General features: G+C 38.1%; 18 protein-coding genes and 1 pseudogene. 5 read left to right on the plus strand and 14 right to left on the minus strand.

Annotation, left to right across the window (positions count from 1 at the left end):
* Window positions 1-351: 351 nt before the first annotated feature.
* The 3 genes from D0T60_RS16540 to D0T60_RS16550 all read left to right on the plus strand — a co-directional run bounded on the left by D0T60_RS16540 (window position 352) and on the right by D0T60_RS16550 (window position 4,279).
* Window positions 352-1,704, plus strand: a complete 1,353-nt coding sequence (locus tag D0T60_RS16540) for a glycoside hydrolase family 105 protein (protein ID WP_163219241.1) — start codon at window positions 352-354, stop codon at window positions 1,702-1,704.
* A gap of 232 nt (window positions 1,705-1,936) precedes the next feature.
* On the plus strand, window positions 1,937-2,071 hold the full coding sequence (locus D0T60_RS16545) for a DUF418 domain-containing protein (RefSeq protein WP_370524787.1): 135 nt from the start codon (window positions 1,937-1,939) through the stop codon (window positions 2,069-2,071).
* A gap of 24 nt (window positions 2,072-2,095) precedes the next feature.
* Complete coding sequence (locus D0T60_RS16550) at window positions 2,096-4,279, plus strand: tetratricopeptide repeat protein (protein ID WP_163219243.1); 2,184 nt, start codon at window positions 2,096-2,098, stop codon at window positions 4,277-4,279.
* Between the two features lie 67 nt (window positions 4,280-4,346).
* On the opposite strand, the gene D0T60_RS16555 is transcribed toward D0T60_RS16550, so the two are convergent.
* The 6 genes from D0T60_RS16555 to D0T60_RS16580 form a co-directional block, all read right to left on the minus strand.
* Window positions 4,347-6,098, minus strand: a complete 1,752-nt coding sequence (locus tag D0T60_RS16555; RefSeq protein WP_163219244.1) for a hypothetical protein — start codon at window positions 6,096-6,098, stop codon at window positions 4,347-4,349.
* The gene (locus D0T60_RS16560) at window positions 6,058-8,061 is read right to left on the minus strand and encodes a fimbrial protein (RefSeq protein ID WP_163219245.1); all 2,004 of its coding nucleotides are present in this window, start codon (window positions 8,059-8,061) and stop codon (window positions 6,058-6,060) included. The genes D0T60_RS16555 and D0T60_RS16560 overlap by 41 nt, the downstream gene beginning before the upstream one ends.
* A gap of 4 nt (window positions 8,062-8,065) precedes the next feature.
* Window positions 8,066-9,451, minus strand: a complete 1,386-nt coding sequence (locus tag D0T60_RS16565; protein WP_163219246.1) for a hypothetical protein — start codon at window positions 9,449-9,451, stop codon at window positions 8,066-8,068.
* 17 nt (window positions 9,452-9,468) lie between these two features.
* Window positions 9,469-10,362 carry a FimB/Mfa2 family fimbrial subunit gene (locus D0T60_RS16570; RefSeq protein ID WP_163219248.1) on the minus strand — a complete coding sequence of 298 codons (894 nt, stop codon included), beginning with the start codon at window positions 10,360-10,362 and terminating at the stop codon, window positions 9,469-9,471.
* A gap of 116 nt (window positions 10,363-10,478) precedes the next feature.
* The gene (locus tag D0T60_RS16575) at window positions 10,479-11,642 is read right to left on the minus strand and encodes a hypothetical protein (RefSeq protein WP_163219250.1); all 1,164 of its coding nucleotides are present in this window, start codon (window positions 11,640-11,642) and stop codon (window positions 10,479-10,481) included.
* A gap of 626 nt (window positions 11,643-12,268) precedes the next feature.
* A complete protein-coding gene (locus D0T60_RS16580) occupies window positions 12,269-13,210 on the minus strand; it encodes a DUF4349 domain-containing protein (protein WP_163219252.1) in 942 nt (313 codons plus the stop codon).
* 86 nt (window positions 13,211-13,296) lie between these two features.
* Here D0T60_RS16580 and D0T60_RS16585 point away from each other — a divergent pair, with 86 nt between their 5' ends.
* Entirely contained in the window at window positions 13,297-15,621 is a 2,325-nt protein-coding gene (locus tag D0T60_RS16585) for a DUF2339 domain-containing protein (RefSeq protein ID WP_163219254.1), read from the plus strand.
* Entirely contained in the window at window positions 15,599-16,801 is a 1,203-nt protein-coding gene (locus D0T60_RS16590; protein WP_163219256.1) for a hypothetical protein, read from the plus strand. The genes D0T60_RS16585 and D0T60_RS16590 overlap by 23 nt, the downstream gene beginning before the upstream one ends.
* Before the next feature lie 83 nt (window positions 16,802-16,884).
* Here the strand turns inward: D0T60_RS16590 and D0T60_RS16595 are convergent, their stop codons facing one another.
* The 8 genes and pseudogenes from D0T60_RS16595 to D0T60_RS16625 form a co-directional block, all read right to left on the minus strand.
* Window positions 16,885-17,286, minus strand: a complete 402-nt coding sequence (locus tag D0T60_RS16595; RefSeq protein ID WP_163219257.1) for a DUF5856 family protein — start codon at window positions 17,284-17,286, stop codon at window positions 16,885-16,887.
* Between the two features lie 115 nt (window positions 17,287-17,401).
* On the minus strand, window positions 17,402-18,520 hold the full coding sequence (locus D0T60_RS16600; RefSeq protein ID WP_163219259.1) for a phosphatidylinositol-4-phosphate 5-kinase: 1,119 nt from the start codon (window positions 18,518-18,520) through the stop codon (window positions 17,402-17,404).
* Between the two features lie 108 nt (window positions 18,521-18,628).
* Window positions 18,629-19,924 (minus strand): pitrilysin family protein, encoded by a 1,296-nt coding sequence (locus tag D0T60_RS16605; RefSeq protein ID WP_163219261.1) that lies wholly within the window; start codon window positions 19,922-19,924, stop codon window positions 18,629-18,631.
* Window positions 19,921-20,676, minus strand: coding sequence for a 3-deoxy-manno-octulosonate cytidylyltransferase (gene kdsB / locus D0T60_RS16610; RefSeq protein ID WP_370524789.1), 756 nt, complete (start codon window positions 20,674-20,676; stop codon window positions 19,921-19,923). Before kdsB ends, D0T60_RS16605 begins: the two co-directional genes overlap by 4 nt.
* 45 nt (window positions 20,677-20,721) lie before the next feature.
* A pseudogene (locus D0T60_RS19085) lies at window positions 20,722-21,072 on the minus strand (2-amino-4-hydroxy-6-hydroxymethyldihydropteridine diphosphokinase); the annotation flags it as partial.
* Window positions 21,056-23,389 carry a transglycosylase domain-containing protein gene (locus D0T60_RS16615; protein ID WP_163219263.1) on the minus strand — a complete coding sequence of 778 codons (2,334 nt, stop codon included), beginning with the start codon at window positions 23,387-23,389 and terminating at the stop codon, window positions 21,056-21,058. The pseudogene D0T60_RS19085 and the gene D0T60_RS16615, both read right to left, overlap by 17 nt.
* 45 nt (window positions 23,390-23,434) lie before the next feature.
* A complete protein-coding gene (locus D0T60_RS16620) occupies window positions 23,435-24,592 on the minus strand; it encodes an MFS transporter (RefSeq protein WP_163219265.1) in 1,158 nt (385 codons plus the stop codon).
* Window positions 24,593-24,642: 50 nt separating this feature from the next.
* On the minus strand, window positions 24,643-25,287 hold the full coding sequence (locus D0T60_RS16625; RefSeq protein ID WP_163219267.1) for an HAD family phosphatase: 645 nt from the start codon (window positions 25,285-25,287) through the stop codon (window positions 24,643-24,645).
* Window positions 25,288-25,743 lie beyond the last annotated feature (456 nt).

Genomic DNA, 25,743 nt, shown 5'->3' on the forward strand with positions numbered 1-25,743 from the left:
ATGAAAAAGGTCAACCTAGTTTATAACTAAGTATAAACCGAGGCAACCAATTCTATTAATAAGACTGAAAGTAGTCAACTAAAAACGTTAACATACAATTTTCATTTTTACTCAACGGCTTGAGAATATTTTCTCAAGGGCTTGAGAACAAATACTCAAGAGCTCGAGAATAAATACTCAAGGGCTTAAGAATAAATACTCAAGCCGGCGAGATTCAGCTCAAAAAGCTTGATGACATTCATTTCAAAGACATTTAGTATCAATTTATAGAGAATTAATACCAATTATTACTATAATCCGAGGGTTTCAGAAGCTACCTTTGCTATCGAAAAATAATATTAATACATAATTATGAGAAAATATCTATTACTCGCTCTCCCTTTATTAGTAGCTGCTTGCGCGCCTACTCAGACAGAAACACCCAAATGGTCGCAGAAGATGGTAGAGTCTCACGGATTAAAAGACTTCTATTGCAACCGCAAACACCAAACCGAATTATCTAATACCGGTTGGGATTATGTATCGGGACTTGTAGCCAATTCCGTATTGAAAGCCTGGAGCATGTATCCGGAAAAAACAGCCTATTATGAAGCTGTTAAAGCTTTTGCCGACAGAAACACCAATGAAGATGGTACCATGATTCTCAACTCTAAAGGAGAAACAGCTTTGCGTCCCGACAACATAGATGATTTGCCGGCCGGAAGAATATACTTCACCCTCTATGCAGAAGAACTGAAAAAAGGAAATACCAAAGATGCGGAACGCTATAAAACAGCCGCAGGTGTTATTCGCAATAAATTAAAATACGATCATTCGCGCATCGCAGAAGGATTGCCCGGTGCAGGAGGTTTCTTCCATAAAGCTGTTTACCCTAATCAAATGTGGCTCGATGGTCTGTATATGGGGTCTACCGTTTATGCAGAATGGCAACATGCCTTTGGTGGTTCTGATGTGGAAGACAATAAAAAAAGTTGGGCAGATATTGCCAATCAATTTAAGATAATTCATCAATATACTTACAATGCCGAAAAGCAGTTAAACTACCACGCATGGTCTGCCGAACCTACTGATCCTAATTCTTTCTGGGCAAATCAGGAAGAGCCCTTCTTAGGATGCAGTAAAGAATTCTGGGGACGTGGTATGGGATGGTATTTTGCAGCACTCACAGATGTGTTAGAATACATGCCTAAAGATCATCCCGATTATGAAGCCGTGTTAACCATCTTCAACCAAGTAGCTGCCGGATTAAAACGTTGGCAAGATCAAGAATCAGGGGTATGGTACCAACTGTTACAATATGATGCCACTAAAACAGCCGACGGCAAAGGAGACATTGTAAATGACAACACATATAATATAGGAACGGCTCCTAACTATCTCGAAGCTTCTTGCTCTTCTATCTTCACATATTCATATCTGAAAGGTATTCGATTAGGATTGCTGGATAAAGATACTTACCTACCAGTAGCCGAAAAAGCATATCAAGGCTTACTCAAAACATTTATTCGCGAACAAGGTGAAGGCATAGATATTATACAGTCTTGTGCGTCTGCCGGTTTAGGTCCGGTTAAAGACCCATCTCGCACCGGAACCGCTAATTACTACCTTTGCGGAAAGGATGTAACTATTGTAGAGAACGAAGGAAAAGCAATTGGTACATTTATTATGGCTTCTTTGGAGTACGAGGAGTATATGAGGAGATAATTACGAAAACAGAGCAAAAAAAAGGTCACTCATCACGAGCAACCAATCTTTATTAACCTTAAATCTAATACTATGAAAAACACAGTACAAATATAAAAGTTTCCCGCAAACCGGCAAAACTTTATAACCGAAATCAAGACATTATAACATAGATTAAGTATTCCTACTTCATACAAGGTCAGAATAGACTTATATCAAAATACAAAAAAAATAAGAAAGATATCTCGAAACTATATGTAGTTTCTTTTTTGGCATTATTTTTGTGCTGTCGCAAATGATTTTCTGTACCCTTTGGTTAAACAAATATCCACGCGGACCGTTTGAATGGATATGGAAAAAACTAACATGGATTGAAACAAAGCATTAAAAACTAAAAATCATAATTTGAAATATGGAAGATCCTACAGTTAAGAGATACCACGACACTATTAAACTTCTCAGACGCAGGCAACTAAAAGAAGCCTTGAAAAACCTGCGCGAGCTTGCTGCAGGAGCTCCCGATGGCTGGCAAGTGATGAGCGAACTGGACAGAATAGAAACGTCTTACACGTACATGCTTGATTACATGCGTCGCAATATAAAAGATCCGGAACGCCAAAAGCTACAAAATAAACTACTGACTGACACCTTGGCTGTAGCAGACCAAGTAAGGCTCTTACTTGAAGCTGTTGACTCTACCCGCCATTATTTCAGTAAGAAGAGATTTATGCAAATGCTTCCTGAAGTTACTCTCAAAACCTTGTTGACACAAATGGAAACATACAAGGAAGATGTAGCCATAGCCGACTTATTAGGTAAGACATCAGAGAAAGCCTTGGAAGTGCGTCATACTCATGAAAACGCCCAACAGAATCTTTTCGAAGTGGTATGGACCAATAGTGCCTGGAATAGTCAGGAAAACAATGAAGCAAATGAATTTCTTCAATCAGAAAATGTTCCTCTAAATGATGTTTCTCTCCTTGTGAGTGCCGTAACCATGAGTTTAATGGCTTGCTTTGATATACGTAAACTGATATGGCTTTTCGATGCTTACGAACATACAAATACACAGGTTAATCAACGGGCACTGGTTGGGTTGGCTTTTCTATTCCAACTGCATCACGAACGCATGTTGCTTTATCCGGAAATCATTGCCCGCCTCTCTTTACTAAATGAAAACGAACAATTTGCCCAAGAGCTTTGTCGGGTACAAATTCAATTACTCCGCAGTCAGGAAACCAAGAAAATAGATAAGAAAATGCGCGAGGAAATCATTCCGGAAATGATGAAAAGCGTTAACCCGCGTAATATGAAGTTTGACTTCGATGAAACTGACGAAGAAAACAATGATCATAACCCAGACTGGATTCAAAACTTTGAATCTTCCTCCATAGGGGAAAAGCTACGTGAAATGAGTGAGCTTCAAATGGAAGGTGCCGATGTGTACATGACTACATTTGCTCAATTAAAGAACTATCCGTTTTTTAAGAAAATGGCTAATTGGTTCTACCCGTTCGACACTGAGCATTCTTCTGTTATACAAGAATTTAGTAATGATAAGTCCTCATTATTAGATATGATTTTCCAATCCGGTCTATTTTGCGACAGTGATAAGTATTCTATGTGTTTTACCATGATGCATATTCCTCAGGGGCAGCGCGACATGATGCTGAGCCAACTATCCGAACAGCAGATAAATGAATTGAGAGACGATCAGAAGCTTGCTTCCATGAAAAAGTATTTCGAGAAGCCGGAATCTATCAGCAATCTATACATACACAGTCTATATCGATTCTTTAAACTATATCCTCGCCGACACGAATATCGGGATATATTTAATGAACCTCTACGACTATATCGTTATATAATACTTCAGCCGACATTATATAAAACCGAATATATACAAAGTATAGCCGAGTTTCTTTTCCGAAAAGAAAATACCAATGAAGCCATTCAGGTATACAAAAGCTTAATTGAGCTTGGTGGTGATAATGCGGAAGTCTATCAGAAAATAGGATATTGCCTGCAAAAAGAGCAACGATATGAAGAAGCAATCGAAGCCTATCTGACAGCAGATATGATGAAACCTGACAGCATTTGGACCAACCGCCACCTGGCCACCTGCTACCGAACAATCAATGAATTCGATAAAGCACTTGAGTACTACAAGAAAGTAGAAGCCGTACATCCGGACAGTGCAAGTTTGCTATTCAACATCGGAAGTTGCCTGGCTGAACTTGGTCGAAGCGAAGAGGCATTGCAGTATTTCTTCAAACTTGACTTTATGAATACCGGAAACCTAAAGGTTTGGCGCGCCATAGGGTGGTGTTCATTCATCAGTGGAAAGATGGAACAGGCTATGCGGTATTATGAAAAGATCATTGAAAAGAAACCCATCGCCTCCGATTATCTGAATGCAGGACACGTAGCCTGGTGCTCGGGAAATACAGAGATGGCCATATCTTTCTATCTCCAATCACTTCAAAACTCTAAAGACAAAGAAGATTTCTTCAATCAGTTCTATAAAGACGAAAGATTTCTCGAAGCACAGGGAATTAGTGCAGATGATATTCCTTTAATGCTGGATTTATTATAAATAATTAAGCCTATAATGAACGAGGGAGTGTCGTTTTTTTTGTTTTGACACCCCTCTTCTTTGTGTTCTAATTCTTCAAATCTAATTGAGCAGTAGCAAACAACTCAGATTCAATCAGAAGTGCTTCACTGGTCTTAACTGATGTAGTTTTAAAATGCAATGTATAATCTCCGGTATCTCTTGCAATAAACTTATAACGGTACAGCCCGGGCTTAGAATAATCGAGGGTTAGTTTATCCTGATCATTATAAGCCAAATTGGGGGTTAGAGTAAAAGTTGTTATAAAAATCTCCATCGGAAACAGGCTGCTTCTTACATTAGATGGAATTGTAAAATGCAAATCGACATCTGCACCCACGGAAGCAGGTATATTAACCGGAGAAATATGCATTTGCTCAAACTCTGAAGGTTGACGAAACATGATAGTAACCGTACGACGCAATGCACTATTATTATAAGTTGCCTTTAGTACCACCCGGGCTGTATAGATTTCGTATTCCGGCACAGTAGCCACAGTTTTTGCCGTATAACATGCTTTGCCTGCCTCTCTGGTAATGATTTGAGAGGCAGGATCAATTACCGGCATAGTTGGATCTTGTTGAAGTTCTATTGAAACAAAACTGTTATTTTCATTTTCAGTAGTAATATCCGGCATATAGCTGAAATATATACTGAACTCCTTGTTAGGTTCAACAATGGTTTTCGAAGTCATCTCCACTCTCAAAGCAGAATGACCATCGGATATAGCCGTATAATCATCCAGTAGCACAGAATAAAGAAGATTATTGGAGGCCGGGCTGTTTACAGCCTCTTGCAGTGTACTGTAACCCGGAGATTCTACTTCTTGTATATCAATGATATAATGACTATTGCGTGTAATATCAAATAAAACTCCTTTCTCTTCATCAACAATATCTATTTTATAATAGTAAACCTGCTGATCCATACTATATTTCCCTTTCACTATTATATACATGGGAGTTTTAGAGAGAGAGTTCTTTCTTTCATAACACAATATAGCATCACCTGCATACAAGCCTTCTCCAGCTCTGACAAAAGCAGATTCGGATACCATCTGAGGTGTACTATAAGGCGATTCGCAAACTACATTTTCCTCAAAAGCAAGAGAGGTAGTATTAAAAGGTGCTACGGTTCCGTAATTATAATAATCTCCTAATGCAAATTGGGTTTCGGCAAGAAAAGGTTTAGTTTCGTTATAAATGGAATTATCTATTACAGATATCTTTGCTACATTCCTTAAAAGCTCTATGGTAGCCGGGAAAGCATTTTGAGTAATACCATTTGCCAGCTCCATACGTTGCCAGTAAGCTACTTTGGTATTTGTAACGGAAAGAATGGAAACCAGTTCATTTTCGTGTTTACCAATACTTTGTACATCCGAAAAGTCTGCCCAATTGTAATTACAGATGAAATGAATAATACGTTTTCTCTCTTCTGCAGAAGCATTCGAGGCGGTTGGTGGCAGCAATACACTGTACTTATCCAGATCTTTAGTAGGAGTTGCCTGAATGCGGGTAAGAAACGTACCTTCTGCATCGAACACAAGAAGATACAAATTATCTATTACACCAGGCTGAATAACTTCTGCTCGGCTATTGATTATTTGCTCTTCCGGAATATGTATTTTGAAAGTAAAAACATCCGGTTTATCAGCCGAAAGCTCGATTATAGAATCATCTTTTGCACAGGAAACTGCCAGAAAGGCGAGTGTAATTATCCATATTTTATAGCCTATTTTCTGCATACTAATATCTTTATTAATTCTTCCATACATCACGAACACAGCGTACAGAGGCATAATTATTTCCCGGCGAATAAGCCTGCCTAACCAACTCTCCTGTAGTAACTCTGACGCTATAATAGTAGTCCACCCCATTTATGACATCCTGCCTTGCTGCCCACCATCTGTCGGAACCATCAACAACACTGTTTCCCGGGGTGAAGAGGCCTTTAATAGCACTGTTACCATCCATCTGGAGTTTAGAGATAAGCAACATCTCTGCCACGGTAGGCATTCTCCATGTACCTCTGTCGAAAGTTCCTTCCATATAATATGCACAGCGCACCTGCGCTGCCGAATAAGACGTTTTTGTAGAAGTAATTCCACGCTGTGAAGCAATAACAAACTGAGGCGATATCATATTATTAGTTTCAGCATCTTTGTTGGTTACATTCAGCACCTCCTCCATTGTAAGGTTATATTCATTATGTCTCATGTTTCCACCCACAATAAAAGCATCACCGGAGTTTACCGAAGTGGTGGTTACTGTATAGAGATTGAAGTTTTGCATGCCCACACCGCCATCTCCGTAGTTAGACCAAAAAGACTCCCAATTGACATCATACCAAGCCCACTTAATATCGCTTTTGTTAGAAAACCGGGAAGTTATATATTGCCTCGGATATTGTATAACATATACATCCTGATAAAGTCCTTTGGTATTCTTCACCCTGAAACGCATCATCACTGGTACATAGTTTATGGGTACAGGCGAGGTTATACTGATTTTATTTGTTGTTTCATCTGCCTCAATCTTCGGATAACGAGCATCTCCCGGTAAAATTTTATTAGTCTGTATATCTCCCAACGACAAATAAGTGAAATGATAAACCTCCTGTATATCCACACTTACCGGTTGGCTCGATATGTATTGTATCGACCTTGTATTTACGTCGTGCATCTCTACATTTGTTTCAGAAACTACCAGATAATCATACTGGTTTAGTTTGGCTACTATCCGGTTTGTACTCCATTCTTTAATTACAAAGTCGGGAGTAAGTTCAATCATTTCATCGGAATCTAACCCTCCCAATGCAGCTATATTAACTTTAAATGTATAGGTATGGTTACGCTTCAAAGCATATCTATCTTCTCCCGAAAGAATATGACTGAAAGGCAAGCGGTAATAATAATCTTTCGGTTCTGCCCCTCCTCCATTTTTATACCATTTTACCCGAATTGTAATGTAACTCTCCTTTAAATCTCCATACTCCCAGTTATTGGCATAGGAATAAAACGGGGCTGTATCTACCTGAGTGCCACCGGGCAAAGATATTGATCGGTATGCAGAGTTTTTATAATCGCTCTTTTGCGGAACATACAAGGGCGCTTCTCCTCCTAATGTGGTTGACTCCAAATAATTATTTATCCTGACGAAAGCTTCTACCGGTGTATAACCATCGATAGTTGCCCCCGTGATCTGCACTTTTATTTTCGATGCAGCACGATTAAGAGTTACCTCGCCAAGGTTGGTACGATCTTCTGTAAGATTATTCACCAACAAAACACCATCCATAAGGAAATCGGTCTGAGCAACAAAAGGATACGGATTAAAATCGGTGGAAACCCCGTGCGTTGTTTCAATTAATTGTTTGTATGTTTTTCCTTCAAGAACATTTCTTTCCAAATGGCAGTTAGCTACCACATAGAGTTTTAGATTTTCTCCGAGAAGCACATCTATCACGTCTTCCGGAACATTAATCTTTACCATTGTACCCTCTTTAACCATTTGTGTTTCAGAAGGATAGTATAAACACTGCTCCCATTCGTTAAAGAAGAAAACATCTAAACGGTTTATCAGATTCTCATTTAGTGACTCCTCTCCGGAAGTGGTAGAACGCATAGCTGCATCATGGTCTTTGTTTATAAGAGAAAATACAACAGTTTGTCCCTTCACATCATCTACACTTATCACCTCTTCGTTTCCACAACCAAAGAGAGTCAATACTAAACAAAATGATATTAGATATATATTTTTCATTTCCTTATCCCGGTATTTGTATAATGGTATACCTGCTTTTCGTTCCTACCGATTGATTGGGTAAGTTAAGCTCTACATTACCCATTCCATTATTGACTGTAATGTAAAAATCGGTCTTTATTCCATTAAGCTGTGTCTCACGGCGAGGTTTGATTCGGATTTTATACTCATATCCTTCGCGTGCAATACCACTTGATACAGCTCCGTCGGTTTCATCAAACATAAAATCAATACCATTAGTAAGTGTTGCCGCCCAGGTACTTCCTTTGGGTCGTGAAAGCGTAAAGTAAAACTCCAGGTATTCATTATTTCCGATATGAATATCCGTATCGGTGATAGCTGTATTGCCCCAACGCCGCGAGAATGTAATGGCAGTTTCTTCCAGAAATTCCGACTCCATAATAACATCCGACCAGTTGGCCACCTGATAGCTAATTTCCGGTACGAATGTTGTTTCGCCCACTGTGGTTAACGTTGCTTTGAGGAGGTAATGGTTGTTTCGCTTTATCGAGTAGTCTTCTACATCAAGGTCTGCTCTTACAGGTATGTAGTAAACAACATTTCTTTGATTGTATTTTGCTTCAACCTTTACACAAAGTGCCATTTCTTTATTGGCCGGATCTGTTGGTATATACTCCGGTATAATATAATCAGTAAATACTTTGGTGTAATATTCTGTATCTTCTGTAAATGATAATGCCGCCGTGTTATATACTAAAGGCGATTCGAACTGTAATGCTGCATAAGCTTTTGGCAAAAGATATTCATAATAGGGAATATGAGTAAGAGATACTTTATTAACTATTATCATATCCTGTTTCAATGTTTTCTTACGCAAAGCTAATGTCACTTTGGCAGCTAATCGCTGAAGGTCAATATTTAATGTATTACTCCAACTGACACCCCCATCTATACTGGCCTCACCGGCTCCGGGTATACTACCGGATGCGCGAACAAGAGCCTTTACCATTCCCATTGCAGGTAAATTTGTCTGTTCCGAGGAGTCGTCAATAGGTTCTTCTGAGGGCAGATCCACACCATTCAGCTTCAATACAGAAATAGCTGAATGGTGTTTGATGCCCGAAAGTTGCGATGTCAGCGTAATAGGTTCATTTAAAATCACATAAAAATTAAGTTGTCCGGTACGTACGGAAAGTTTATACTCTCCGGTTGATTCTTCCGGTTGTACCGGATACTCATTGAGTAATATTTGCCCTGATAGTTCATCCGCAACAATGATACGTACTTTTGTCATCGACGGGTCAAGTATACGGGTAGAGATATTCATATATACCTCTTCCAAGGGCATCACAGCCTGCTCTTCCGACTCATTTCCACAGGAAGAAAAGAGTAAAAGTGAAAAAAGTGTATATATTATGGTCTGTTTCATATCTTCGGATATGTATTCTATTTGGTACCCGGAGTTACCTCATTAATAACCCATTCGGGCAATTTAATTGCTACTCCAAGATCTGTATCTTCAATAAGTATCGAAACTGTTGCTTCGTTTTTCCCGTTTACAGTTATCTTATTATCTGCCATATATTTCTTTAGTTCGATACGGCATTTCGATTTTCCATCTGGTTCTTTAACTTCTATACGAACCGGATTATCGTCGTTAAACCTCAATACCTGAAATAGCGTTTGACTCACTCCCCGCTCTGCATTGAAGTTTGTTTCCGGATAATAAGTTGTTGAGTATGGTTGTACAGGCTTCATTTCCATATCGTATTGTGGCATAAGGTTATGCGCCTCCACTTGTGGCAAACTATTGTTTGCATTCTTTGATGTCAAATCGCGTATATAGACTTCTACATTGATATGTGCACCGCAAAAGGATACATCTCCGCTTGCCATTCCATTTTCCGGAACTGTTGCGCTGTATGCACCATAATAAAGATGGCTGTTGGTGGTTATACTCGAATGATCGAAAAAATTAGGGTGATGAATTCTACTCTCAGTAAATAATTCATGTCGATAGATTCGGGTAAACTCATGGGCATTTCCCCAACAAACAATCTTATAATTTCCCGGATCAAGAAACAAGTCTGTACCTTGTTGTCTTGTCAGTTCGTTTTTGTTCAGGGTTTGGGTCAGTACTTGTTTTTCATTCTCATCGTAAACAAAAAGGGTTACATGATCTATTTTACGCCCAAACATGTAAGGATCATTCGTATCGCCCAAATAGCTAAACGTTAACTGCAAAGTAACTGAAGGAGGACATTCGGGCAACCCCTCTGCAATGCATGAAAATAAAAGAATGGATGATATACAGCCTATCAATAGAATTTTCAATTTCATTCTTATATTCATATCCCTTCCTTTGGTTACGCTATACAAACTTTAATTGATGAGTTTTACTGAGATAGGCACTCTCCTATCTCAGTAATATCATTCATTTACCTTTCAACAATTGTTTATACTTCAGGAGTTACATTATGAATATCCCAGTCAGCAATTTCAATTTTCACACCTAAGTCGTACGGACCTTTTTCCGGTTTGTCGGTAATATCTTTGGCATTGATTGGAATACCGCCGGTGCCAACACCCATTTTATATATTTTATGGGCTTCCATTGATTGAATATAACCGCTTACATCTTTGTATTTGCTGAATGTTACAAAACCATATTTGTATTTAAGTTCTTTGCCATCTTTAACTTCATAATAGCCTTCTTTCAATTCTACTTTTACAAGCATTACTATATGAGGCAAACTGTTAGGAAATACATGGAAAGCATAAGCCTTATTTCCGGTTGTTGTAACATCGGTGCTACCATAAGTATGATAAACAATTGGTTGGTAAGTATCTTCCGGAGTCATTTTTATTGTAATAGTACCAATAGGATTTTCCGATCCGATATTTGCACCCGGATTATTTCCTGTGATATTTACTCCCCAAAACTTGTGGTCTTCATTATATAACACTGGAGAAATTCCCGGATGGTATTCATTAAAATTATTCACATATATAGAAGATAGTTCTACTGTTTCAACCCCTTCGCCGGGTACAACTGCTCCAACCTCAATACGACCTGTAATTGATTTCAGAGTCACATTGGCTTGTTTGTACTGATGTCCGTCTACAGGAGCCACCTCTGTTTCTGTTTCGCTCAGCACAGTAGCATTTGCTCTTCCCATTAAAGTTTTACCACCAAGCTTTGCTTTTTTATGCTGTGATAGAACATCATATTTAAAGTCCTTCAATATTGCATTCGCATTTTTAAGATCTTTAATATTCATATCATGAATGTTAGCTACTACAATCACGTTGTCAACTTGTGAGGGTATTTGCTCAAAACGCTTTTCGCCCTTAGTAATCTCAGCTTCGGAAAGGGTTTCTACTCTTTCAACACTCTCGCCGGCAAGTAAAAATACAGCGATATCATCTACAGTAGTTTCGTTTCCTGCTACGGTTTCTTCTACAGCCCGGGTATATTTTATATTCTCCGGCAATTTCACAATTAGAACATTATCTGCTTTAGTACTTGGATTTGGATTTTCTTCGTCCATTGAATTACTACAGCTTGTCATGCCAACGGCAAAAATAAACGAAGCTGCCAATAAAAATTTTGTTTTCATCTTAATTAAAAATTAGTGGTTTGTCAATTATAATCAGTCATCTTAAGCTTATGAGAGAGGTTTTATTACTATTCAAATCATTCTTATAGGTTTAATTTTCTTTCTTTTTACCAATACAAATTCGTCAAAACACGATTTCAACCTCTCCACAACTACCATTTTGTTCTGTCGATACAATTACGATGCAAAGTAACGTAAAAACAAAAAAGTAACAGTTTTTCCAATAGCTACTTTTTTTTATCCATTAGACACTTTTGGGTAGAAAAGGGATTTTTCATCAATAAAGCAGAACGTATGCTTCAACCATTCAACAGTTATTGAACGATTTACTTTCTAATGAAGAAAATTCATTCGCCGCGTGATTGTAGCACATACATGATGCTTATTATGCCGGGTTTTGCCACGGCCGCGGCAAAGTTTTGTTACGGCCGTGACAAATTCTTGTTGCGGCCGCGTCAAAATCTTGTTGCGGCCGTGGAAAAATCTTGTTGCGGCCGTGGAAAAAATCTGATTAAAGCAATCAGAAATATGCCACAGGGGACGCAGAGAACACAGAGGAAATTTCTAATTAAACCTCTGTGTCCTCTGCGTCCCCTGTGGTGAGAATTTGAGAGAAAAGAAAAGCTCTACTTATTCTTTAACTTATTATACTTCTTAAGTGCCAGAAACGCTATTACCAGAAACACTACAATTGGCCAGATGTTTACAAGGAAAAGTAGCGTAGCTGCCAACATATTCCAACCATATTTTACACCACTCACAACTTTCGCACCAAATCCCGGTGTATATTCATCAATATTCTTTTCATTAGAAATGATTTCCCTGCGAATGCTTGGGCGTTGGTATATATAGATATTGATGGTGCTGAAGTTAATTTGATCTTCCAAAGAGAGGTTAGTCAGCATCGCCCTATCCGCTGCTTCCTGTTTGCTTAGCAACAATTCTTCGGCACTTGTGGTTTCTCTCAGTTTCTTTCCCTGACTATCTATTGCATTGGTTAATCGCTTTTCACTTTTATCTATACGCTTCTGCGCTAATTTATTGGCTAATATTTTCAGAGCCACATCATCAGCCTTTATAATACGGTGATCCAGAAAGTCTATATTTCTCGATATATCTTTCAATACAGTATCGAGTGCTGTATTGGGAACTCTGATCACCAATGAGTTGATAACAGTATAATGTGTGGTTTCAAGTATAGAATCGGCACTGACAGGAGTTTTAGTCACGTCATTTACCGTACTTTTCAGATTAGTATAAGCTACAAAGCCACCATGCAAAGCAGTTATTGCTTCAATATCATAGGTAGACCGAATTACATTTTTAACCTTAAAACGTAAATCGGCCGTCCGGATAAACCGTCGGGAAGAATCTTTTTTTGTTTCTACGGCTGCCGAAGAAGATATAAACGAGTTATCTGATGTAGGTTCTTCGGATATAGGAATGATTTCTTCTTCAAAAACCATATCAGCACTCTCATTCATTTCTACTGCATAATCAGGAGACTGACCACAGCTTAAAACCGTTAAAAACAATCCGGTTATCACAAGAATCTTAGTTGCTTTCATACTAATTTGTGTTGGTGAATCCGACAAATGTACGAATTTTATATATTTTCTGCTACCTTTGCCCCAATTACTAATAACAAACAAACATGGAAACAGTGTTTATCTTTGGTGTTATATTTCTGGGTGCCGTTATTTTATTACCTATTATTTCTTTGGTAAAACTTTCCGTTATCAATAAAAAGATTACAGGGATAGAGGAAGCCATCAAACGCTTGCAACCCCAAGAAAAAACAGTGATAAATGAGGTACACAACGAAGAACCAATAAAAGAAGAAGTTATCGAGGAAGAACCCGATATCATTCCAACATATATTCCGGAAGCAGTTCCTCCTCCTTTTCCTGTTATGCAGGAAGTTTACAACGAATCAGTTATGTCGGAACCCGAAGAGACAGATTCAGAGCCAGAAACTGTTCTCACAGAAGAATCGAAGAAAACCGGTGCTTTCGCCCTCGAAAATCTGTTAAGCAAAATAGGTATTGTTACATTGGTATTGGGTATAGGCTTTTTCGTTAAATATGCCATCGACAAGGATTGGATTAACGAAATCGGTCGGGTAGCCATCGGAGTTATTACCGGAGGAGCCATTATTGCCATTGCCCATAAACTAAAAGAGAAGTACAATGTATTCTCTGCCATCTTAACAGGAGGAGGCATCTCTGTTTTATACATCACTATAACCTTGGCATTCAGAGAATATCATTTGTTTAATCAGACATTTGCCTTCATTATATTGATAGCCATTACATTGTTCTCGGTACTACTTTCATTACTTTACGATCGGAAAGAACTTGCCTTATTCTCACTATTGGGAGGATATGCCTCTCCTTTGATGATAAGTACAGGTAGTGGGAATTATGTGGTATTATTCTCCTTCCTATTTATTCTGAATGCAGGTATGCTGATTATTTCCATGCGTAAGAGATGGAATATCATAGGTATTGTTAGTTTTATATGTACACTTCTATTCTATTGGGGATGGCTTCTGCTGAAATTCGATGATCAATATATCGGAGCTATAACATTCGGTATTCTGTTCTTTGTTCAATTTTACCTGCTGGTTCTATTTGATCATTTCTTATCAGGGAAAAATATTTCTGCCTTTCAGGCTATTCTAATACTCGTCAATAACCTATCATTGTTTGCTGCCTCTATTTATGTTATTCGGGAAGCAGGATATGGAGTAGAAGGTATTATTACCATTTTAATGGCAATAATCAATGCACTTGTAATGATTGTGTTATTCAAACGAAGCAATATAGATAAACGTCTGATATACCTTATTATTGCTATCGTATTAAGTTTTGCTTCGCTTGCGGTTCCTGTACAACTCAAAGGACATGTTATTACCCTGTTTTGGGCGGCCGAAATGGTTATTCTTTTGTGGTTATGGCTAAAGTCAGAAATAAAAGTATTCCGTACAGGATTTATATTAATCAGTGTATTAACTCTTATTTCCTATTTCATGGATGTAGAGCATCATTATGGCTCATCCGAGAGTTTGCCCGTTATATTCAACCGCATCTTTATTACAGGATTGGTAGTAATTGCTGCACTTGTTGCATGTAGATTCCTGTTAATCCGCCACAAGCAGTCGGCTAAAGTAGTATCCGATTGGCATACTTTTACTACATTCCTTACTGTTATTTTGGTAAGTATGGCTTATTTGGTACCGTTCTTCGAAATAGTTTCTCAGGTATCTCATAGTTTCTTAAGTAAAATCGACAGTTTTAGTACAATGCTTATTGCTCTATACACCAGTTTATATGCTGCTGTTATTTCTTTGGTATATCGTAAATACATAAGAACTTCTCCAAGTGCTCTGTATGCCTTAATTGGTTTAGTTGTAGTATTTGCTATCGTGGCGTTACCTGCTATTATCTATGCCCGGGAAAGTATTTTCGTAGAAGAATATAGCAGCGCACTATTCCTTATTCATTATTTATCGTTGCCCTGCATTGCTTTCATTCTCTATACTATTGTCAAGAATATACATATTATTCCATCTCAAACTGCTACCACGTTTAGTTGGATTCTTGTTGCCTTGTCAGTAGCAATATTGAGCGTTGAACTCGACAGCACCATAATTCAAATAGCCGGAACGGCAACCAATTACAGTGATCTCTTATATGATGTTCACACCTTCGGTTACCCAATTCTTTGGGGTATATTGGCTATGATTCTAATGATCTGGGGCTTAAAGTGCAAAGCAGTTATTCTTCGGAAAATCTCTTTGGTGTTTTTTGCCTTTATCATACTGAAGTTCTATATCAGTGATATTTGGCTGATGTCTCCAACAGGGCGAATTATTTCATTTGTAGCTTTGGGGATTATTCTCCTGTCGGTATCGTTCCTCATTCAAAAAATTAAAATGCTTATTAAAGATGATAATGATGAATCTGAAAAAGAATAAAACCACCATGAAACGGTTTCTTTGTACATTTCTATTTGTTACCATATATGGCAGCACTTTCGCACAAACCGATTATTGGAGGGAAAACATTCAAATACCAATCGAAACCGGTTATCATAATATAGAGATAAGCCCGGAGATAGCCGGACTCGGACTCGAAACTTTAAGAATTATCGACGAAGAAGGAAAAGAGATACCTTACTTCATTCGTTCTTCCGTTCCGGTAAAGGAGTTGAAAGAACTTGATTTGTATGAACTGAAAACAAACATTGCGAAAGACAGTGTAAATATCGTAACGGTATATAATAAAGAAAAAGAAAAGGTTTCGGGCTTTTATTTATGTATGAAAGGCGCGGATGTTAAAAAGCAAATCAGTATCCGGGGCAGTTACGACTCCAAACAGTGGTTCACCGTTAAACAAGCAAGCACTTTTAAGAATGATGCAGGTGCCGAGATTACAGCAATCAGCTTTCCCGAAGGCGATTATACGTTTTATGAAATAACGGTGATTAATAATTCGGGCAGTCCCCTCAACCTTACAGGAGTAGGAAAGGTAAAATACAGTAATATTTATGGTAAGTTTATCGAAATCAACACAAAAGGATTTACTATAGAAGAAGATAAAGAACAAAAAAGAACCCTTATCTCTTTCTCTTCTATGAGTTATCCGTATTATTTATCGAAACTGGAAATAGCAGTAAAGAATAAAGAACACTACAAACGGAGGGTACAAATTACTAAAAAAGGAAATGTACTCGATTATTTCTCTCTTTCTTCGCGCGAAGAGAATACTTTCTTTTTTAACACCTTATTGATAGATAAAGATACCCACATAGAAATATACCATCAGGATAACCCTCCTTTGGAGATTGAAAGTATAAGATTATTCGATATCACTCGATATCTATGTGCATATCTTGAGGAAGGAAAACAATACCATATCGATACTCAAGGCACCAGATATAAACATTATGATGTTCAAGACTTTGCCAATGAGATTCCACAACTCCTACCTGTTGTTAAAACAACCCACTTAATTAGCATCACCCAAGAGCCAGAGCCGGAATCGGAAAGAAAATTCTTTGAGAAACCCCTCTTCTTATGGGGTGCTATTATTCTAACCGGAGTAATCCTTCTGTTGATCTGTATTCGTATGTTGAACGAGCTCAAGAAGAGGTAGAAATAAAAAAAGCCCTCACCAACTTTTCCAACATATACAGTATAATGGAAAAGTGGGAAGGCTCTCATGAAGCACAGTTTGCTTTATTGAAGTCTTTTCAGTCTATATAATAACTGCTGAATTGCTTCCTGATAATCATCAAGGATAGCTGCGGTAAAGTTTTCTTTGAACAAGTCTCTTTGATAATCTACATATTCGAAGAATTTCTGGCAATGATCTACAATATTAACAGGTATCAAAGTTTCGGGGATAACCACCTTAATATCTCCATGAAGTGCATAAGATGTTTCTACAATTCTGTCGAGAGCATCCGGTAGTGCTTCCAAAGCTTGGTCTAATGCAATGTGTTGAGCGTAACTACCTTTTCCGCTTACATGCCAATGATATAATTTAAGACTATTATTGAAGGCATACATTTTACCGAAAAACTCTCCCGTTTCTTTCAATGAAGCCGATTGCTTCTTTACATTAGTTTTAGTTTCCATAATTACTCTGTTATTTAATTTAGGTTTATAATAATTGAATTGTTATATTATAAACAGCATAAACAGAGAATTAGTTTCGGGATTAAGAATCGTTAAGTTTTCGGTTTTTATATTCTTATTTACCAGGCGTATGTTCCAAACGCCCCATCTTATAAGTACCTTTACGGATTACTGCTCCGGAAGTATTTGTTTCGGTAAAAGGACCGTCTTTCTTTCCTTGCTTAAATGTGCCTTCAAAACGATTGCCATTTTTATCAATCTCAATGCCTTTACCATTTTTCATTCCATTTTCGAAGCCACCTTTATATTTAATGCCGTCTGTGATGGAAGTACCTTGTCCATGAGGTTGATTATCCAGCCAATCGCCTTCATACATATCTCCGTTTCCCCACCGGTAAACTCCTTTACCATTAAACTTACCATCTTTCCACTGACCTTCGTACACAGAGCCGTTGGCCCATGTAAAAGTACCTTTTCCGTCTTCCACGCCGTCTTTGTAATGCCCGATATATTTATCTCCATTCACAAAGTTCGACACACCTTCTCCGGTACGTTTACCATCAACGTAGGCTCCTTCGTATCGATCGCCGGTTTGGAAGTAGTAAATTCCTTTGCCATGTTGCACATCGTTTTTCCAGTCGCCCACATATTTATCACCGTTCGCATATTTAAAAGTTCCTTTACCACTACGAACGTTATTGCTCCAATGTCCATTATACTCGGTACCATCATTCCAGATAAAAGTGCCTTCACCCTCTTTCTTGTCTTCCACCCAGTTTCCGGTATAAGTCGAACCGTTTTTCCAGGTATACGTACCTTTGCCCTGGCGTTTGTTTTCCATCCAGTTTCCTTCGTATACATCTCCGGTATGGTAGTGCATGATGCCTTGTCCCTGGCGGGTGTTTCCTACCCACTCACCATTGTATTGATTGTTGTTTAAAAGATAGAATATGCCCCGACCATGCTTTTGATCTTGCACCCAATCACCTTCATATCGTTCGCCATTGGGAAGTGAAAGCACACCATAACCTTCGCGTTTTCCTTTTACATATTCCCCTTCGTATACATCGCCGTTTTTAAAAACTGTTTTTCCCTTACCATTCGGTTTTCTACTCTTTAACTCTCCTGTGTATACAGCACCATCTTTAAAAGTAAAAGTACCGATTTTTATATTTTGGGCAAAGCCCGACTGCAATAAGAAAAAGCAAAGGAGTATAGTATATATGTATCTCATCTTAGTTGTTTTTATTTTAAAAATAGGATTAGGCACAGATTTCTTCTTTAGTCTATATATGACAAAGGTACAATTTATCCTCAAAAACCGATACTATTCAGAATCATTTTAAACAATCTTTTTCCCTGCTATGACTTCTTTTAAACTCTCTTTGCATAAGTAAAGATTTGCCAGACGCTTTAGTTCTGCTGCATCTGTTTCTCTTACAGCTTGTAGAGAACGTTCAAAAGTATCTTCAGGCAATCCCGAAGTATGCACAAAAATCCAGGCATCCGATAGCGAAAAAGCCGATTCGTAAGAACGGCACATCTCTCCCAACATATAATTCTTTACGGTAGACAGTTCTTCCTGACTTACTGTCTCCAGATGTAATTTATCAATCTCATGATATACCTCTTTTATTAATGGCTCCACGTATTCATTATCTGTTTCAGAACTGATAGCCAGCAATCCGGTACCGGGATAGAACATCATTCCGGCACCTATTCCGTATGTATATCCTTTGTCTTCCCGAATATTAGACATTAAACGACTCCCGAAGTATCCTCCAAAAAGTGTAACGAGCACACGCAGTTTAGGATAATCAGGGTGCAAACGCGTAATGGAGTGATACCCCAGCTTTATCGCACTCTGCATAGCATTGGGGCATTCAGTGAAGATTCTTTTTTGCTCTGATATGGTAATCACTTTATCTGATTGCACAGGAATTTCAGTACCTTTACCAAAGAAATCTGTACCCAGAACTCTTTCTATCCGGTTTACAATATCATCGGTTACCTTACCCGATATGTATACGGAACAATTGCTTTGAGTGTAGTAAATCTCGTAAAACTCTCTTAATAAATCCGGTGTAACCAAATCATAATCTTTTTCCTCCGCTAAGTTTCCACAAGGATGCTTGGTGCCAAACAAGTTTTTCAATAAGCTTCGATGAGCAATAAAATCTACTTTCTGAGTATTGACTTTATACTGCTGAATATTGGTTTCAATCACTTGCTGAAATTCTCTTTCGGGGAAGATGGGTTCTTTCACTATGGAATTCAGAATTTCCAGTGTTTCAGCAAAATATTTATTCAGCGAATAGAGTGTAATAAATGCGTATTCCATAGAAGAGGAAAGTTCCAACCATGCTCCATAGTAATCGAGTTTTTCCGAGATCTCGGCAGATGAGTATGTTAGCGTTCCCTCGCGAAGCATGCGATTGGTAAAAAGGGCCTGCAACTTTTGCGTTTGATGCCAACTTCCACCTTTAAATACAAGATCCAGACGAACAATTTCTTGTTCTCCTGCCCTTATCATATACAAAGGTATGCCATTGGGTAATATAGTTTTCTCGGGATAGAGAATCCCAATTTGATCCAGTTCGCGTATTTCCGGTTGTATAGTTCTGTTTAACAGTGTCATAGTGATTGTTTTTTTAGGAATTCTTCGGCACGTTGCAAATCTTCGGGGGTGTCAATGCCAATCGTTTCCATGTAAGTAATTCCTGCTTTAATTGTATATCCGTTCTCCAACCATCTGAGTTGTTCCAATGATTCGGCAAGTTCCAAAGAGGATTGAGGCAATGCGGTTATTTCTTTCAGCACTTCTGCCCGATAGGCATATAGCCCTATGTGTTTATAATAAATATGATTCGGCAACCAATCTGCTTTTTCCTTATTACGCATATATGGAATTACAGAGCGACTGAAATAAAGGGCATTCATATTTTTATTCAGTACTACTTTAGGAGAATTACTGTTCTCCAAGGCTTCCCATGTATCATCCGCAGTAAAAGGCTTCACCAAAGTGGCTATTTGGGTAGAGGCGTCGTTAAAACATTCTTTTATAGTTTCCAGTTGAGACGGCTGAATAAAAGGTTCGTCTCCCTGTATGTTTACAATTACATCAAAAGGTTGCCCGATATTTGTATAGGCTTCAAAACAACGATCGGTACCACTGTTATGATGCACCGAAGTCATTACTACCTTACCTCCGAATGCTTTAACAGCCTGTTCGATACGTTCATCGTCGGTTGCAACGTATGCATCATCAAGAATACCTGCCACTTGTTCATATACACGCTGAATAACAGTTTTACCCCCTAACATAGCCAACGGCTTCGCCGGAAAACGGGTGGAAGCATAACGAGCCGGAATGATACCTATGAATTTCATCATCTGAATTTTAGAGTTAAAAAGGGAAGAAGTAAGAAGATCCGGAATCAGCTCTTTTAGCCAAAGATCGTCATACTTCACCAAATCGATATCTAATACTATTCTCTCTTTCTTTTTATCTTCCGGCAATCTACCGGCTTCAAGTTCTATGGACTTCAACCGACTTTTCACCTCTTCCTGAGAAAGTGCTGTGGTAAAAACTGCCAGTTGATTTGCAAAAAGGGCCGGATTATCCAGCCCTATAGGTTTTGTTTCTTTTTCTTCTTCGAATTGAACAGAAGGAAACAGACTTATCAAACGCATACGCGCAAAAGGGATTTTATTTTCCCTTTCACAATTACTGCCAATACAAATAATACAGGTATGCATGGAATCGTTGTTAGTTAAACAGTTCATCCAATCCTCCCTGATCAGGAGTATAGAATGTTTCCGAATTACTATCTCCGCATGGTCTATAATCTTTAGGGAATTGGAATCTTTCTTTAGGATCGTATCCTAATATTTTGTCATTCAGAACTTTCTGCATGTATAATCCCCAAATCGGAAGTGCCATTGCAGCCCCTTGCCCATCTCTCATTGTATCGAAATGGATATCGCGATCTTCTCCTCCTACCCAAACACCCGATACCAATGATGGAGAAAAGCCAATGAACCATCCATCTGCGTTGCTATTTGTTGTTCCTGTTTTACCTCCCAATTCAGCTTCAATCTTATAAATTCGTTTTGCACGGTTGGCTGTTCCTTCATTAACTACAGCTTTCATCATATCCAGCATTTTATAAGAGCTTGATACACTGATTACTTCATCCATATCAGGAGTAAACCTGTCTAAAACATTTCCTTCATTATCTTCTATATGGGTTACAAATAAAGGAGCTACCCTGATTCCTTTATTAGCAAAAGCCGTATATGCACTTACCATCTCACCTACCGAAACCTCGCATGGTCCTAAACAAAGCGAAACAACAGGAGGAATATCTTGATTTAAAACTCCAAAGTTATGAATCAAACCAACAAGCGCATAAGGATTCAGTTTTCCCATCAGATACGCCGAGATCCAGTTGTCTGAGTTAGCTAACCCCCATTTAAGCGTAACCATTTCTCCATAGCGTTTTTTAGGATCACTGTTTCTGGGAGTCCAAGGTAAACCGTTTTCTTGTATTAAGGTAATTTCTACCTTTCTTGTTTCATCACAAGGCGTGAACCCATTCTCCATAGCTAATGTATAAAGGAAAGGTTTAATGGTAGATCCTATTTGTCGGCGTCCTACCATAGTCATGTCATATTGGAAATAAGTATAGTTTATACCTCCCACATAAGCCTTTACATGCCCGTTTATTGGATTCATAGACATAAAACCTGTACGCAGGAAGTGCTTATAGTACTTAATAGAATCCATTGGAGTCATAATAGTATCCTTGTTTCCTTGCCAGGTATATACCGACATTTCTTCCGGAGTATTGAAAGCTTTTCTTATTTCAGCCTCTGTTTTACCATCTGCTTTCATTTTGGTATATCGCCCACTCTGCCTTACAGATCGATCCAGAATTTCTTTCACCCGAGTTTCACTTAACAGGCGAGAATAAGGAGCTGTTTTATTATTGTTCTTTTTTTCTTTAAAAAAGCGCTCCTGCAAATCAGACAAATGCTCTTTCACCGCTTCCTCGGCATATCTTTGCATGCGAGAATTGACAGTGGTATATACTTTTAATCCATCTGTATAAATGCTGTAATTTGATCCATCTTTCTTTTTATGCTTATTACACCAGCCATATAACGGATTTGTTTCCCATGCCAATGAATCTTCATAAAATTTCTGCATCTGCCATCCCCGGTAATTACTCTTAATCGGTTTTTGGGCACTGATTACACCACGTAAATATTCTCTAAGGTAAGTAGCAAGCCCCAATTTATGATCTACTGGGGTATATTTTAGTTCAAGTGGTAAAAGTTGCAATGAGTCCTTCTCTTGTTCGGAAAGATATCCTGCTTTAAACATTTGTTCAAGCACTACATTTCTTCTTCCCTTGGCACGCTCATTATAACGTTTCGGGTTAAAATAAGACGGGTTTTTACACATGCCGACCAAAGTTGCTGCTTCCTCTATCTTTAAATTCTTAGGGTCTACATTAAAATATGTATGAGCAGCCGTATTGATTCCAACTGCATTATTCAGAAAGTCAAATTTATTAAGATACATAGTAAGTATCTCTTCTTTGGTATAATAACGCTCCAGTTTCACAGCAATCACCCATTCAATAGGTTTTTGAAGTGCACGTTCATAGTAGTTCTTTGCTGTTTCTTCTGTATAAAGCAGTTTAGCAAGTTGTTGAGTAATAGTACTACCCCCACCAGCATTTTTTTGTTGCATGATACCTCGTTTAATAACTGCACGCGCCAACCCTTTTGCATCAATACCCGAGTGTTTCGTAAAACGAATATCCTCTGTTGCTATCAATGCGTTGACCAAATTGGCCGGCAATTCATTGTAGGCCGTATATACTCTATTTTCGTCGCTAAATGACCATGTTCCAAGTAGTTCGCCGTCTTCCGAAAATATCTGAGTTGCAAATTTGTAAGTAGGGTTCTCCAATTCCTCTACAGGAGGCATATATCCTATTTTTCCGTCAGCAATAGCTGAAAAAATGAAGAAACCAGATACTGCAACAATAACTAAAAGAGCCCAAAGAGCTATTATAATCTTCTTTATCATAATACAAAAGTAACATAATTCTTTATTTCGTGCAATATGGTTGAATTAACTTCTTTTTCTTTTCTTATAATAAGGGTAGGTAACTAAAAGAAAGAATATCAAAGCAATGGTCGCTGAAAACATTGCCAACTGGAAAGTTAAATTAAACTGTTTATTTACACACAAATAACAAGCAACAGCAATACCAACCGATACTCCCAATTGCCATGCTATCAGATAACTATTATTAGCAGCCACACGTTGACAATGATGCGACAAATCGACAAACATAAATAGAAACGTCAGCCCTACAACCTCCAAAGCAATTCCTAACAAAAATGCTGAGATCACTCTTAACACAATCTGATCGAACAATAGGAATACCGATATGGCAACAACAATCAACACTATGCTGGTAGTAATCAATTTCCAGACATCTATTCTTTTAAGGATACTTTTAAAGAAAAATAAAAGTAAAAAGCCAACACCCGCAACAGTTAAATAAGGAATAATTATAGTATCTACCATAAACCGGTCGTCCCAATATATAAGTGGCAGAAATATGCCGAATACAAAAGACACTAAAACAACATTCAATGTAAGCACCCATGTGCGAGGTAAGAAAAAGCGATCTAATGAACACACAGGCATTCCGATAGGGGCTCGAAAAGGAACAGGTACCGAAATAAGGGATAGAGCTCCCCAAACCACCAGACCAATAGACACCAGCATCACTGGCAAAAAGCCATAATATCCATCTCCATTATTCCGAGATAAGAAACTACCCAATGCAACTCCCAATATAATACCTAAATGAACAAAACCACCAAGTTTTTTATTTATTCTATCTCTATCTCCCGATGCCGTAACATCAATACAAATAGTGGTTAACGACAGATAGGCCAATCCCAAAGCAATGCCATGTAGCAGTGGTAAAAGCAGAAACTCCACAAAACTATTCGCGTAATAATACCCTGCGCTTACCAATGTCAGTACAAAAAAAGAAATCAGCCCAATATATTTCCGCCGATAAGTATCAATAAGAAAGCCATGAAAGGGTCCAACCAAAAGCATACCTAAGGTCTGCAAAAGCATAAACATTCCAGCGTAAACAACCGAAAGACCTATATTAATAGCTAATACAGCCGGTAGTATTGGTAACAGCATGTATTGAGAGGCGAACAAGAGCATACTTGCCCAACAAATACGTAAAGGAGAACTCATAATATTAGCTTTTCAGTATCTATCATTACAAATATTACAAAGCAGCAAAGTTATGACTTTAAAATTAATCTATCGTACGTCATATTTACAAAATCATCTATCACCCAATTGCAAGATCCTTGAATAGCCTCGCGAGAATTCGTAGTAGCCAATCCTATAACGGTTGCTCCCGAAGATCTACCTGCTTGTAATCCATGAAAAGAATCTTCAAAAACAAATGAGTTTTCAGGCAAGGCACCCAACAGTTTCATACCCAATAAGAAACACTCCGGATCCGGTTTCGACTTCGTAAATCGTTCTGCGGTTAATATTTCATCGAACAACTCCGGCATTTCGGGATGTATTTTGTACACATTAGCCATCTTTTTCAGATTAGAACTGGTTACTAAAGCAATTCCTGCACCATTAGCATGTAGCTCTTTCAGAAAGTCGACCACTCCAGGCAAATATTCGTAAGACATATTTTCTTCATATTCATTCAAATCACCTGTAATTTGCATTTGAATGTCATCCATACCGGAAAAGTGCTTATTATAAATCTGCTCCAATGTTTGTCCTTTAATGGTTTTACCAAAGCTTTCTATATGCAAATATTTACTTCCTTGTTCATCCCAGAACTTGGTATATTGTCCTTCTGTATCCATAACTACCCCATCAAAATCGAAGAGAACAGCTATTTTATTTAACTCATTCATAGATTATATTCTATACAAATTATTAAAATCATATAAATTGTTGCAAATGTCCGAATAATCCTTGGAAGCAACAAACTATTTCAGAACTTTGCATACGACTTAGACAGTAAATTTCAATGCTTAATGAACAAAAACCACATTCGCTTTTGTTATTTATTTTATGTACATTCGCAATCATTTGACCTGGATTATTCATACTCGCCCTAATGAAGAAGTTTTTGGTTTAAGTTTGGGGCTAAATCTCACCTGTTTGAGAATTTATTCTTAAAGCCTTGAGAATTTGTTCTTAAGCCCTTGAGAAAAAAATCTCAAGCTGCTGAGAAAAACGAGAATCGAGTTATGGATAATCCAAGTTAGTGTATGTTAACGTTTTTAGTTGACTACTTTCAGTCTTATTAATAGAATTGGTTGCCTCGGTTTATACTTAGTTATAAACTAGGTTGACCTTTTTCATTG

This window comes from Bacteroides sp. 224, from assembly GCF_010500995.1.
Taxonomy (GTDB): Bacteria; Bacteroidota; Bacteroidia; order Bacteroidales; family Bacteroidaceae; genus Bacteroides.

What these genes read in the sequence shown, in the direction of transcription:
- D0T60_RS16555 (WP_163219244.1), bottom strand. Translation starts at nt 6,098, where the DNA reads ATGCCTCTGTACGCTGTGTTCGTGATGTATGGAAGAATTAATAAAGAT.
- D0T60_RS16565 (WP_163219246.1), bottom strand. Translation starts at nt 9,451, where the DNA reads ATGAAACAGACCATAATATATACACTTTTTTCACTTTTACTCTTTTCT.
- D0T60_RS16625 (WP_163219267.1), bottom strand. Translation starts at nt 25,287, where the DNA reads ATGAATGAGTTAAATAAAATAGCTGTTCTCTTCGATTTTGATGGGGTA.
- D0T60_RS16585 (WP_163219254.1), top strand. Translation starts at nt 13,297, where the DNA reads ATGGAAACAGTGTTTATCTTTGGTGTTATATTTCTGGGTGCCGTTATT.
- D0T60_RS16605 (WP_163219261.1), bottom strand. Translation starts at nt 19,924, where the DNA reads ATGACACTGTTAAACAGAACTATACAACCGGAAATACGCGAACTGGAT.
- D0T60_RS16560 (WP_163219245.1), bottom strand. Translation starts at nt 8,061, where the DNA reads ATGAAAAATATATATCTAATATCATTTTGTTTAGTATTGACTCTCTTT.
- D0T60_RS16575 (WP_163219250.1), bottom strand. Translation starts at nt 11,642, where the DNA reads ATGAAAACAAAATTTTTATTGGCAGCTTCGTTTATTTTTGCCGTTGGC.
- D0T60_RS16570 (WP_163219248.1), bottom strand. Translation starts at nt 10,362, where the DNA reads ATGAAATTGAAAATTCTATTGATAGGCTGTATATCATCCATTCTTTTA.
- D0T60_RS16620 (WP_163219265.1), bottom strand. Translation starts at nt 24,592, where the DNA reads ATGAGTTCTCCTTTACGTATTTGTTGGGCAAGTATGCTCTTGTTCGCC.
- kdsB (WP_370524789.1), bottom strand. Translation starts at nt 20,676, where the DNA reads ATGAAATTCATAGGTATCATTCCGGCTCGTTATGCTTCCACCCGTTTT.
- D0T60_RS16580 (WP_163219252.1), bottom strand. Translation starts at nt 13,210, where the DNA reads ATGAAAGCAACTAAGATTCTTGTGATAACCGGATTGTTTTTAACGGTT.
- D0T60_RS16615 (WP_163219263.1), bottom strand. Translation starts at nt 23,389, where the DNA reads ATGATAAAGAAGATTATAATAGCTCTTTGGGCTCTTTTAGTTATTGTT.
- D0T60_RS16550 (WP_163219243.1), top strand. Translation starts at nt 2,096, where the DNA reads ATGGAAGATCCTACAGTTAAGAGATACCACGACACTATTAAACTTCTC.
- D0T60_RS16595 (WP_163219257.1), bottom strand. Translation starts at nt 17,286, where the DNA reads ATGGAAACTAAAACTAATGTAAAGAAGCAATCGGCTTCATTGAAAGAA.
- D0T60_RS16590 (WP_163219256.1), top strand. Translation starts at nt 15,599, where the DNA reads ATGATGAATCTGAAAAAGAATAAAACCACCATGAAACGGTTTCTTTGT.
- D0T60_RS16540 (WP_163219241.1), top strand. Translation starts at nt 352, where the DNA reads ATGAGAAAATATCTATTACTCGCTCTCCCTTTATTAGTAGCTGCTTGC.
- D0T60_RS16600 (WP_163219259.1), bottom strand. Translation starts at nt 18,520, where the DNA reads ATGAGATACATATATACTATACTCCTTTGCTTTTTCTTATTGCAGTCG.